The 12,249-nt window shown below is 62.5% G+C and carries 9 protein-coding genes; 4 read left to right on the top strand and 5 right to left on the bottom strand.

What is annotated here, in order from left to right; all coding sequences use genetic code 11:
* Positions 1 to 199: 199 nt before the first annotated feature.
* The 5 genes from gsiD to iaaA all read right to left on the bottom strand — a co-directional run bounded on the left by gsiD (position 200) and on the right by iaaA (position 6,497).
* A complete protein-coding gene (gene gsiD / locus ABLX76_RS16500) occupies positions 200 to 1,111 on the bottom strand; it encodes a glutathione ABC transporter permease GsiD (protein ID WP_023288969.1) in 912 nt (303 codons plus the stop codon).
* Between the two features lies 1 nt (position 1,112).
* Complete coding sequence (gsiC, locus tag ABLX76_RS16495) at positions 1,113 to 2,033, bottom strand: glutathione ABC transporter permease GsiC (protein ID WP_004886274.1); 921 nt, start codon at positions 2,031 to 2,033, stop codon at positions 1,113 to 1,115.
* A gap of 72 nt (positions 2,034 to 2,105) precedes the next feature.
* Positions 2,106 to 3,647 carry a glutathione ABC transporter substrate-binding protein GsiB gene (gene gsiB / locus ABLX76_RS16490; RefSeq protein WP_023288968.1) on the bottom strand — a complete coding sequence of 514 codons (1,542 nt, stop codon included), beginning with the start codon at positions 3,645 to 3,647 and terminating at the stop codon, positions 2,106 to 2,108.
* A 32-nt stretch (positions 3,648 to 3,679) separates the two neighbouring features.
* Complete coding sequence (gene gsiA, locus ABLX76_RS16485) at positions 3,680 to 5,539, bottom strand: glutathione ABC transporter ATP-binding protein GsiA (RefSeq protein WP_023288967.1); 1,860 nt, start codon at positions 5,537 to 5,539, stop codon at positions 3,680 to 3,682.
* 16 nt (positions 5,540 to 5,555) lie between these two features.
* The gene (iaaA, locus tag ABLX76_RS16480; RefSeq protein WP_023288966.1) at positions 5,556 to 6,497 is read right to left on the bottom strand and encodes a beta-aspartyl-peptidase; all 942 of its coding nucleotides are present in this window, start codon (positions 6,495 to 6,497) and stop codon (positions 5,556 to 5,558) included.
* Positions 6,498 to 6,732: 235 nt separating this feature from the next.
* Here iaaA and moeA point away from each other — a divergent pair, with 235 nt between their 5' ends.
* The 4 genes from moeA to ABLX76_RS16460 all read left to right on the top strand — a co-directional run bounded on the left by moeA (position 6,733) and on the right by ABLX76_RS16460 (position 12,217).
* Positions 6,733 to 7,968, top strand: coding sequence for a molybdopterin molybdotransferase MoeA (moeA, locus tag ABLX76_RS16475; RefSeq protein WP_348874899.1), 1,236 nt, complete (start codon positions 6,733 to 6,735; stop codon positions 7,966 to 7,968).
* Positions 7,968 to 8,723, top strand: a complete 756-nt coding sequence (gene moeB, locus ABLX76_RS16470; RefSeq protein ID WP_348874898.1) for a molybdopterin-synthase adenylyltransferase MoeB — start codon at positions 7,968 to 7,970, stop codon at positions 8,721 to 8,723. Before moeA ends, moeB begins: the two co-directional genes overlap by 1 nt.
* Before the next feature lie 156 nt (positions 8,724 to 8,879).
* Complete coding sequence (locus ABLX76_RS16465) at positions 8,880 to 9,779, top strand: glycyl-radical enzyme activating protein (RefSeq protein WP_032455231.1); 900 nt, start codon at positions 8,880 to 8,882, stop codon at positions 9,777 to 9,779.
* A gap of 5 nt (positions 9,780 to 9,784) precedes the next feature.
* Complete coding sequence (locus tag ABLX76_RS16460) at positions 9,785 to 12,217, top strand: formate C-acetyltransferase/glycerol dehydratase family glycyl radical enzyme (protein ID WP_348874896.1); 2,433 nt, start codon at positions 9,785 to 9,787, stop codon at positions 12,215 to 12,217.
* Positions 12,218 to 12,249 lie beyond the last annotated feature (32 nt).

The raw sequence follows: 12,249 nt of genomic DNA, 5'->3' as shown, positions 1-12,249 counted from the left end.
GAGCCCGGGGGTACAGGGGGCGGCGGCGACTGGCCGCCCCCTGTGCGCTCCCTGCACCGTAAGAGACATAACGCAGAAAATTAACAGGGAGCGCAATGTGCGCTGACGCCACACGTGATAAACGCTTTTCCCGGATGAGAAAGGGGCAACCGATGCAGCTTATCCCCCCGTCGTGCGCCAGACAGTCACCCGACGTCCCCTACCCCTTTAACTTCGGATCCAGCGCATCGCGCAGGCCATCTCCCAGCAGATTAAACGCCAGCACGGTCAAGAAAATCGCCACCGCCGGAAACAGCGCCACGTGCGGAGACATCACCATATCCGCCCGCGCCTCGTTGAGCATGGCACCCCACTCCGGCGTGGGCGGCTGCGCGCCGAGGCCGAGAAACGACAGACTGGCCGCCGAAATAATCGATACCCCAATGCGCATGGTGAAATAAACCACGATTGACGACACCGTCCCCGGCAGGATGTGGTGGAAGAGGATGGTGGCATCGCTGGCGCCAATGCTGCGCGCCGATTCAATAAAAGTCTGCTGCTTTAATACCAGGGTGTTGCCGCGCACCAGCCGGGCGAACGCCGGGATCGAGAAGATCGCCACAGCGATAATCACGTTGGCCATCCCGCTGCCCATGACGGCGACCACCGCGATCGCCAGCAGGATCCCCGGAAAGGCGAACAGCACGTCGCAAAGCCGCATAATCAGCCGGTCCCACCAGCCCTCATAGTACCCGGCCAGCAGCCCAAGCACCGTGCCGATGGCCGCGCCAATCAGCACCGCCAGCACCCCGGCGGCCAGCGAGATCTGCGCGCCCACCAGCACCCGGCTGAAAATATCGCGCCCCAGCGAGTCGACGCCGAACCAGTGCACCAGCGAAGGCCCCTCGTTAAGCCGGTCATAGTCGAAATAATTTTCCGCATCGTACGGCGCTATCCATGGGGCGACGATGGCCACCGCAATCAGCAACAGCACAAAAATACCGGCGCCCATGGCCACCGGTTGACGCCGAAAGCGCCGCCAGAACTCATGCCAGGGGGTATGGATCTCGCCGGGCCTGATGCCCGGCATGGCGTTCAGCGCCGCCTGCCTTCTCCAGTTAAGCAATCGCACCTTACTTATACCTGATAGCCGGGTTTATGGCCGCGTACAGCACATCCACCACTAAATTGATAAGAATAAACTCCAGCGAAAAGAGCAGCACTTCCGCCTGAATCACCGGGTAATCGCGCATTTCTACCGAATCGACCAGCAGTCGCCCCAGCCCCGGCCAGTTGAAGACCTTCTCCACGACGATCGAGCCGCCGAGCAGAAAACCGAACTGCAGCCCCATCATGGTGACGACCGGGATCATCGCATTGCGCAGACCATGCTTGAGCACCACCCGCGTTTCGCTCACCCCTTTCGCCCGGGCGGTACGCATATAGTCTTCATGCAGCACATCGACGAACGACGCGCGGGTAAAGCGCGCCATCACCGCCGCCACCGCCGCGCCAAGGGTTAACGACGGCAAAATATAGTGCCGCCAGCTGTCGGCGCCCACCGTCGGCAGCCAGCCCAGCTCAACCGAAAACACCTGCATCAGCAGCATGCCGAGGGCAAAGGCCGGAAACGAAATGCCGCTCACCGCCAGCGCCATTCCCAGACGGTCAGGCCAGCGATTGCGCCACACCGCCGCCGCGATCCCCGCCGCCATGCCAAACAGCACCGCCCAGCTCATGCTGGCCAGCGTCAGCCACAGGGTGGGCATAAAGCGGCTGGCTATCTCACTGGCAACGGGACGCCGCGAGGCCATGGACATGCCAAAATCGCCGCGCAGCACGTTGGTGATGTAGTGCCAAAACTGGACGTGCAGCGGCTGGTCAAGCCCCAGCTGCTGGCGCACCATCGCCACCACCTGGGCGTCGGCTTCCGGTCCGGCAATCAGCCGCGCCGGATCGCCGGGCAGCATATGGACGAAGAGAAACACCAGCACCGCGACGATTAGCAGGGTGGGGATCAGCCCCAGCAGGCGCTTAATCACATAGTTGAGCATCGTACCTCCACCCCCCGCCCCGCGGAAAAACCGCCCTCCTCCCACCCGTGCCGGAGGGCATCATCTCGACCTTCACGGTGTTAAATCTGCCTGTTCGAAGCTAAAACCGGTGTCCGGCTGGATATAGAAGCCGGTGAGATTCTTGCTGTGGGCAGAGACCAGTTTCTCCACCACCAGCGGCACCCACGGCGACTCTTTCCAGATAATATCCTGCGCCGCCTTATAGAGTTTGGTTTTCTCTTGCGGATCGGTGGTTTTCAGCGCCTCGCTCAGCGCGCTATCCACCTGCGGGTTGCTGTAAAAGGCGGTGTTGAACAGGGTCGGCGGCCAGTTTTGGGAAGCAAACAGCGGCGACAGCGCCCAGTCGGCTTCGCCAGTGGAGGCGGACCAGCCGGTATAGAACATCCGTACCCCGCTCTCTTTCTGCCCTTTACCTTCCACTTCCGCCGCTCGCTGACCGGCGTCCATCGCCGTCACCTGCGCCTTAATGCCCACCTGCGCCAGCTGCTGCTGGGTAAACTGCAGCACTTTCTGCGCGGTGCTGTGGTTATGTGACGACCACAGCGTCGTGCTAAACCCGTTGGGGTAGCCGGCCTCTTTCAGCAGCTGGCGCGCTTTCGCCGGATCGTAAGGCCACGCGGGGTAGCTCTGGGCGTAGGCAATCGACGGCGGCACCACGCCGGTCGCCGGGGTGGCATAGCCGGCAAACGCCACCTTGACCAGCGCCTGGCGGTTGATGGCGTAGTTGATCGCTTCGCGCACCTTCGGATTATCGAACGGCTTCTGCGTCACGTTCATGCTGATGTAACGCTGCATGATCGACGGACTGGCCACCAGCTCCAGTTTGCTGTTTTTCGCCAGCAGCGGCGCCTGCTCATAGGGGATCGGGAAGGCGAACTGCGCCTCGCCGGTCTGCAGCATCGCCGCCCGGGTATTGTTATCGACCACCGGTCGCCAGGTAATGGAATCCAGCTTCGGCAGCCCCGGCTGCCAGTAGCCATCGAACTTGCTGACCTTCACGAAGTCGGTCTGGTTCCAGGTATCGAGCTTATACGGCCCGGTGCCCACCGGGTGGAAGCCGATATCTTTGCCATATTTTTTCAGCGCCGCCGGCGAAATCATCGCCGTCGCCGGATGGGCGAGAATATTAATAAACGCCGAGAACGGCTGCTTGAGGGTAATTTTCACCGTGGTCGGATCGACCGCCTCGGTGCTGGCGATATTTTTATACAGGTTATAGCGCTTAAGATGGTTTTCCGGGTTGCTGGCGCGGTCGAGGTTAGCCTTGACCGCCTCGGCGTTAAAGTCGGTGCCATCCTGGAATTTCACCCCGCTGTGCAGTTTGATGGTGTACACCAGGCCATCCGGCGACACGGTGTAGCTCTCGGCAAGGACATTTTGCAGCTTCATCTCTTTATCAAGGCCGAACAGGCCTTGATAAAAGGACTTCGCCACCGCCTGCGACAGGGTATCGTTGGCATCATAGGGGTCGAGCGTCGTGAAGTTAGACCCGACCGCCACCACCACATCTTTGGCGGCAAAAGCGGGGGCGCTCGCCAGGGCCGCCGCGATACTCAGCGCCAGCCACCATTTGCGTGAAACAGGTTGTGTCATCGTGTTCTCCTGAAAAGGTGCGTTATGTGTTGTTATGCTCTGCCCAGCACATCGGCGGCGTCGCGGGCGACGAAGTGGCCCGGCCCAACCTGCTGCAATGGCGGGCTGGCGATCTCCTCGCCCCGCTTATAAATATTGCCCGGAACGTCATCTGACAGCAGGACCCGTTGCGGATGACGGTAGGCCGGGTCGGCCACCGGTACGGCGGCCATGAGCTTACGGGTATAGGGGTGCTGCGGGTTTTCAAACACCGCGCGGCGCGGGCCGATTTCGACAATCCGGCCGCGATACATCACCGCCACGCGGTGGCTGATGCGCTCCACCACCGCCATATCATGGGAAATAAACAGAAACGCGATGCCCATTTCGCGCTGCAGGTCGAGCATCAGATTGATAATCTGCGCCCGAATGGAGACATCCAGGGCCGACACCGACTCATCGGCAATCACCACCTTCGGATTAAGCGCCAGCGCGCGGGCAATGCAGATCCGCTGCCGTTGGCCGCCGGAAAAGGCGTGGGGGTAGCGCCAGGCATGCTCCGGCTGCAGCCCCACGCGCTTTAGCAGCCAGGCGACCCGCTCGCGCGCCGCCTCCCTGTCCAGCAGGCCATGCACCCGCAGCGGCTCCATAATCGAATCGCCGACCGTCTGGCGCGGATCGAGCGAGGCGTAAGGGTCCTGAAAAATAAACTGAATATTGCGCCGCAGGGACTGCAGCTTGCTGCCGGAGAGGGTATCGATCCGCTGACCATCGAAGGTAATGGTCCCCCCCTGGGTCTCAACCAGCCTCAGCAGCGCCCGGCCGGTAGTCGACTTGCCGCAGCCGGACTCCCCCACCAGCGACAGGGTCTCTCCCGGCCAGAGATCAAAACTCACCTTCTCCACCGCATGCACTTCGCGCGTCACGCGATTGAGCAGTCCGCCGCGCACCGGGAAACGGGCCACCAGATCGCGCACCTGCAGAATAGGCTCCCCCGCCACCACCGTGTCTGGCGTGTCTGTCTCCGCCAGCGGCTGCCCCGGTAGCGGAAAGCGGCGCGGCAGATCCTGACCGCGCATCTCCCCCAGCCGGGGGACCGCCGCCAACAGCGACTGCGTATAAGGATGCTGCGGGGAACGGAAAATCTCCTCGACGCTGCCGGTCTCCACCGCCTCGCCGCGATACATGACCAGCACCCGATCGGCGATATCGGCCACCACCCCCATGTCGTGGGTGATAAAGATCACCCCCATCGCCATCTCCTTTTGCAGGACGGCGATAAGTTGCAAAATTTGCGCCTGAATGGTGACATCCAGCGCCGTGGTCGGCTCGTCGGCAATCAGCACCGCCGGCCGACAGGAGAGCGCCATGGCGATCATCACCCGCTGGCGCATGCCGCCGGAGAGCTGGTGCGGATAGCGTGAGAGCATCTCTTCCGCCTGAGGAATACGCACCTGGTCGAGCATCTTTTTCGCCGCGCGCAGCGCCTCTTCGCGCCCCAGCCCCTGGTGCAGGCGCAGGGATTCGGCGATCTGCTCGCCGATGGTGAATACCGGGTTCAGCGAGGTCATCGGCTCCTGAAAAATCATCGCCAGATCCGCGCCGCGTACCCGGCGCATTTCGGCCTCCGATTGCTCATTGAGCGCGATCACCTGCCGGTTGCGCCGTCGCAGCCACAGCCCCTCGCTGCTCACCTCGCTGCTGGCGGCGTCAAGCAGACGCATCAGCGCCAGCGCGGTGACCGATTTTCCCGAACCGGACTCCCCGACAATCGCCAGCGTCTCGCCGCGGCGCAGGCTGAAGGAAAGCTGACGCACGGCCTGCACCTCTGGCGCATCCTGCTGGCGGAACGCCACGTTCAGGTTGCGCACCACCAGTACTTCGCAGGTATCCGTTTCGTGAGTTTGCGGCACTCTCCTCTCCCTTGTTCTATTCGCGATAAATGCCAATGGTCGGCGTATCGCCGGCATAGCACCAGGCGCGGTACATGCCTTCGCTGTTAAACGGTAAAACGACGTTGCCTTCGCGATCGACGGCAATCAGCCCGCCGCTGCCGCCGAGGGCCGGCAGCTTCTCCATCACCACCCGCTCGCAGGCGGAATAGAGACTGAGCTGACCGTACTCCATCAGGGCGGCGATATCGTAGGCCGCCAGGGTACGCATAAAGACTTCGCCGGTGCCGGTGCAGGAGACCGCCACGCTGGCGTTGTTGGCGTAGCACCCCGCGCCCGGCAGCGGGCTGTCGCCGACGCGTCCGGGCAGTTTGTTGGTCATGCCGCCGGTGGAGGTCGCCGCCGCCAGATTGCCGGCCAGATCGAGCGCCACCGCCCCGACGGTGCCCATTTTCTGCCGTTCGTCGAGCGGAGCGGCGTGATGGTCAAGGATGATCTCCCCGCCCGCTTTCGCCTCCTGCAGCTGCAGCAGACGCTCGGGGGTGGAAAAGAGATCGTTATCGACGCGCGCCATTCCGTGGGAGAAGGCGAAATTTTCCGCCCCCTCGCCGATCAGCAGCACGTGCGGGCTCTCCTCCAGCACCAGACGCGCCGCCAGCACCGGATTACGTAGATGTTTGACCCCGGCCACCGCCCCCGCCTGCAGGCTGTAGCCGTCCATCACGCAGGCGTCCAGCTCGTGGGTTTGATCGTGGGTAAATACCGAGCCCATCCCGGCGTTAAACAGCGGACACTCCTCCAGCAGACGGACGGCCTCGGTCACGGCATCCAGCGCACTGGCGCCCGCAGCCAACATTTTCTGCCCGCTTTCGACGATAGCCGACAGCGCCGCCACGTACTCCCGCTCCCGCTCCGGCGTCATCTGCGCGCGAGAAATCGCCCCTGCGCCGCCGTGAATTGCTATAACCGCCTTGCCCATTTCGCCAGTCCTTAACGATGAAGTGGATAGCCCCCGCCCTGTCGTACCGCGTCGCGGCGCCGGTCACGTCAGGAATAAGGGTATTGATATCATTATATTGCTGAATGTCTTATACAATTTTTGAATATAGAAAGAGCGGCGGGCGATGTAAAGCCTCGTACCCAGGTGGCATACAGCCCGCGCCGCTTTTCTGCCATAATAGGCGTTTTCGCCGTTTTGCCCGCAGGAGTGACCCATGGATTTTACCGCCGGACTGATGCCGCTCGACACAGCCCTCACCCAGATGCTCGATCGTATTACGCCGCTGAGCGCGACGGAAACTGTACCGCTGTTGCAGGCCTTCGCGCGCGTCACCGCCCATGACATTATCTCCCCGCTGGATGTCCCCGGCTTTGATAACGCGGCGATGGATGGCTATGCCGTCCGGTTGAGCGACCTCAACGACGGCGCGGCCCTGCCGGTCGCCGGGAAGGCCTTTGCCGGCCAGCCGTTTCACGACGCCTGGCCCACCGGCACCTGTATCCGCATCATGACCGGCGCGCCGGTGCCTGCGGGCTGCGACGCGGTGGTCATGCAGGAAGAGACCGAACAGACCGACGCCGGCGTGCGCTTTACCGCGTCGGTGAAAGCCGGGCAGCATATTCGCCGCCGCGGGGAAGATATCGCCCACGGCGCGGTGGTCTTCCCGGCGGGAACGCCGCTGACGGTAGCCGAGCTGCCGGTGCTTGCCTCGCTGGGCATTGCTGACGTCGAGGTGGTGCGCAAGGTTCGCGTCGCGGTCTTCTCGACCGGCGATGAGCTGCAGCTGCCGGGTCAACCGCTCGGCGACGGCCAGATTTACGATACCAACCGCCTGGCGGTGCATCTGATGCTCGAACAGCTGGGCTGCGAGGTCATTAACCTCGGCATTATTCCTGACGATCCGACGCAACTGCGTGAGGCCTTTATCGCCGCCGACCAGCAGGCCGACGTGGTCATCAGCTCCGGTGGCGTCTCGGTGGGCGAAGCCGACTACACCAAAACCATTCTTGAAGAGCTGGGGGAGATCGGCTTCTGGAAGCTGGCGATCAAGCCGGGCAAACCCTTCGCCTTCGGCAAGCTCAGCAGCAGCTGGTTCTGCGGCCTGCCGGGCAACCCGGTTTCCGCCACCGTCACCTTCTGTCAGCTGGTACAGCCGCTGCTGGCGAAGCTCTCCGGTAAGCACGGTCCGCTTCAGGCGACCCGCCTGCGGGTGCGGGCCGCCGCGCGGCTGAAAAAGTCCCCGGGACGCCTCGATTTTCAGCGCGGTATTCTGCAGCGCAACCCGGACGGCGAGCTGGTGGTGACCACCACCGGTCATCAGGGCTCGCACATTTTCAGCTCTTTCAGCCTCGGCAACTGCTTTATCGTGCTGGAGCGCGAGCGCGGCCACGTTGAAGCGGGCGAATGGGTCGACGTCGAACCGTTCAGCCATCTGTTTGGGGGGCTGTAATGGCCGTGGAGCTGAGCGATGAAGAGATGTTGCGCTATAACCGACAGATTGTTTTGCGCGGTTTTGATTTTGACGGCCAGGAGCGGCTAAAGGCCGCTCGCGTGCTGGTGGTCGGCCTCGGCGGACTTGGCTGCGCCGCCGCGCAGTATCTGGCCGCCGCCGGGGTGGGGCAGCTCACCCTGCTCGATTTCGACACCGTCTCGCTCTCTAATCTGCAGCGCCAGACGCTGCACAGCGACGCCGCCATCGGCCAGCCGAAGGTGGACTCCGCCCGCGAGGCGCTGGCGCGCATTAATCCGCACGTTCATCTGGCGCCGCTCAATGCCTTACTGGACGAAGCGGCGCTGTCGGGGCAGATTGCCGGGCACGATCTGGTGCTCGACTGCACCGACAACGTCGCCATCCGTAACCAGCTCAACGCCGGCTGCTTCCGCCACCAAACCCCGCTGGTTTCCGGGGCGGCGATCCGCATGGAGGGGCAGATCAGCGTCTTCACGTATCAGGAGGGCGAACCCTGCTACCGCTGCCTGAGCCGCCTGTTTGGCGAAAACGCCCTCACCTGCGTCGAAGCCGGCGTGATGGCCCCGCTGGTGGGCACTATCGGTTCCCTGCAGGCGATGGAGGCCATTAAGCTGCTGACCGGCTACGGCACGCCCGCCAGCGGGAAAATCGTGATGTACGACGCCATGACCTGCCAGTTTCGTGAAATGAAGCTGATGCGCCACCCGCAGTGCGAGGTATGCGGTACCCGCTAACGTTCAGCCGCCGGCGAGGGTCGTCGCCGGTGAAGTTGTGACCTCTGCCGTTGTTCTATCCCCTGGCGATTATCGCCATCCCGCTTGTTGATTTGCGTCAATATAACTTTCATTTGAAAGTGTTTTTATATTCATACGCAAACAAGAGGGTAAGCCATGATCTTCAATATCCAGCGCTATTCCACCCATGACGGCCCAGGGATCCGCACCGTCGTCTTCCTGAAAGGCTGCTCGCTGGGCTGCCGCTGGTGCCAGAACCCGGAGAGCCGCGCCCGCAGCGAAGACCTGCTGTATGACCCGCGCCTGTGCCTGGCCGGCTGCGAGCTGTGCCAGCAGGCGGCGCCGGCGGTTATCACCCGCACCCTCGAGGGTCTGATCATTCACCGGCAACACGTTAACGACAGCCATATCGCCGCGCTGCGCGACTGCTGCCCCACCACCGCGCTCACGGTGTGCGGCGAGGAGAAGAGCGTCGAGGAGATCATGGCGACGGTGCTGCGCGATAAACCCTTTTACGATCGCAGCGGCGGCGGCATCACCCTTTCCGGCGGCGAACCCTTTATGAACCCGGCCCTGGCGCAGGCGCTGTTGGAGGCCAGCCATCAGGCGGGTATCCATACCGCTGTGGAAACCTGCCTGCACGTACCGTGGAAATACATTGAGCCGGCTTTACCCTTCATCGACCTGTTTCTCGCCGACCTGAAGCACGTCGACGAGGCCGTGTTCCGGCAGTGGACCGACGGCAGCGCCCGCCGGGTGCTGGACAACCTGCAGCGCCTGGCGCAGGCGGGGAAAAACATCATTATTCGCGTGCCGTTAATCCAGGGATTCAACGCCAGCGAAGCCGACATTACCGCCATCACTGATTTTGCCGCCGACCGCCTGCGGGTCAGCGAAATCCATTTCCTGCCCTACCACACGCTGGGAATGAACAAATACCAGTTACTCAGTCAGCCCTACACCGCACCGGATAAACCGCTGGATGCTCCCGAGCTGCTCGCCTTTGCGCAGGATTATGCGCGGAGCAAGGGGCTAACGGCGATCTTACGAGGATAACCCCTATGACTACCCTGAAACTCAACACCCTCAGCGCCCGTATCCAGGCCCATAAAATGGCGCTGGTGCATATCGTCAAGCCGCCGGTCTGTACCGAACGCGCCCGACACTATACCGAGATGTATCAGCAGCATCTTGATAAGCCGATCCCGGTGCGCCGCGCCCTGGCCCTGGCTCACCACCTGGCCGAGCGCACCATCTGGATCAAGCACGATGAGCTGATCGTCGGCAACCAGGCCAGCGAAGTGCGCGCCGCGCCGATCTTCCCGGAATACACCGTCAGCTGGATCGAGAAAGAGATCGACGATCTCGCCGACCGCCCCGGCGCCGGCTTCGCGGTCAGCGAAGAGAACAAGCGCGTACTGCACGAAGTGTGCCCGTGGTGGCGCGGCCAGACCGTGCAGGACCGCTGCTACGGCATGTTTACCGATGAGCAGAAAGCGCTCCTCGCCACCGGCATTATTAAGGCCGAGGGCAACATGACCTCCGGCGACGCTCACCTGGCGGTCAACTACCCGCTGCTGCTGGAGAAAGGACTGGACGGCATGCGCGCGAAAGTCGCCGAACGCCGGTCGCGCATCAACCTGACGGTGCTGGAAGACCTGCACGGCGAACAGTTCCTGAAAGCGATTGATATTGTGCTGGCGGCGGTCAGCGACCACAGCAAACGCTTTGCCGCGCTGGCGCGCGAGATGGCGACGGCAGAATCCCGTGACGCACGCCGCGATGAGCTGCTGGCGATTGCCGAAAACTGCGACATCATCGCCCATGAGCCGCCGAAGACCTTCTGGCAGGCGCTGCAGCTGTGCTACTTCATTCAGCTGATCCTGCAGATTGAATCCAATGGCCACTCGGTCTCCTTTGGCCGCATGGACCAGTACCTCTATCCGTACTACCGCCGCGACGTTGAGCTGCAGCAATCGTTGGATCGCGAACAGGCCATTGAGCTGCTGCACAGCTGCTGGCTGAAGCTGCTGGAGGTCAACAAGATCCGCTCCGGCTCGCACTCCAAGTCCTCAGCCGGCAGCCCGCTGTATCAGAACGTCACCATCGGCGGCCAGAACCTGGTGGACGGCCAGCCGCAGGACGCGGTCAACCCGCTGTCGTACGCCATTCTGGAATCCTGCGGTCGTCTGCGCTCCACCCAGCCGAACCTCAGCGTGCGCTACCACGCCGGAATGAGCAACGACTTCCTCGACGCCTGCGTTCAGGTGATCCGCTGCGGCTTCGGCATGCCGGCGTTTAATAACGACGAGATCGTGATCCCGGAATTTATCAAGCTGGGTATCGAGCCGCAGGATGCCTACGATTATGCGGCCATCGGCTGCATCGAAACCGCGGTCGGCGGCAAGTGGGGTTATCGCTGCACCGGCATGAGCTTTATCAACTTCGCGCGGGTGATGCTGGCGACGCTGGAAGGCGGCCGCGATGCCACCAGCGGCCAGGTGTTCCTGCCGCAGGAGCACGCCCTGTCGAAAGGCAACTTCGCTAACTTCGACGAGGTGCTGGCCGACTGGGACCGCCAGATCCGCTACTACACCCGTAAGTCGATTGAGATTGAGTATGTGGTCGATACTATGCTGGAAGAGAACGTCCACGATATTCTCTGTTCGGCGCTGGTGGACGACTGCATCGAACGGGCGAAGAGCATTAAGCAGGGCGGCGCTAAGTATGACTGGGTGTCCGGCCTGCAGGTGGGCATCGCCAACCTTGGCAACAGCCTGGCGGCGGTGAAAAAGCTGGTCTTCGATCAGGGCGTTATCGGCCAGCAGGAACTGGCGAAGGCGCTGGCGGAAGATTTTGACGGCCTGACCCACGAGCAGCTGCGCCAGCGGTTGATCAACGGCGCGCCGAAGTACGGTAACGATGATGACAGCGTGGACGCGTTGCTGGCGCGGGCCTACCAGACCTATATCGACGAGCTGAAGCAGTATCACAACCCGCGCTATGGCCGCGGCCCGATCGGCGGCAACTATTACGCCGGCACGTCCTCTATCTCCGCCAACGTTCCGTTCGGCGCGCAGACCATGGCGACGCCGGATGGCCGTAAAGCGCACACTCCGCTGGCGGAAGGGGCCAGCCCGGCCTCCGGAACCGACCATCTGGGGCCGACGGCGGTCATCAGTTCGGTAGGTAAACTGCCCACCGGGGCGATCCTCGGCGGCGTTCTGCTAAACCAGAAGCTGAATCCGTCCACCCTGGAAAACGCGTCCGACAAGCAGAAGCTGATGGTGCTGCTGCGCACCTTCTTCGAGGTGCATAAAGGCTGGCATATCCAGTACAACATTGTCTCGCGCGACACGCTGCTGGAGGCGAAGAAACATCCTGATCAGTACCGCGATTTGGTGGTGCGCGTCGCCGGGTACTCGGCGTTCTTTACCGCTCTGTCGCCGGATACCCAGGACGATATCATCGCCCGTACCGAGCATACGCTGTAGCCCTTCAGGCCCGCTGGCGCGACGCTTAGCGG

This window comes from Klebsiella sp. JB_Kp004 (genome assembly GCF_040065795.1).
Lineage (GTDB): Bacteria > Pseudomonadota > Gammaproteobacteria > Enterobacterales > Enterobacteriaceae > Klebsiella > Klebsiella quasipneumoniae.
The sequence above is the reverse complement of the archived record's forward strand: the minus strand, read 5'-3'. Positions and strand labels throughout refer to the sequence as shown.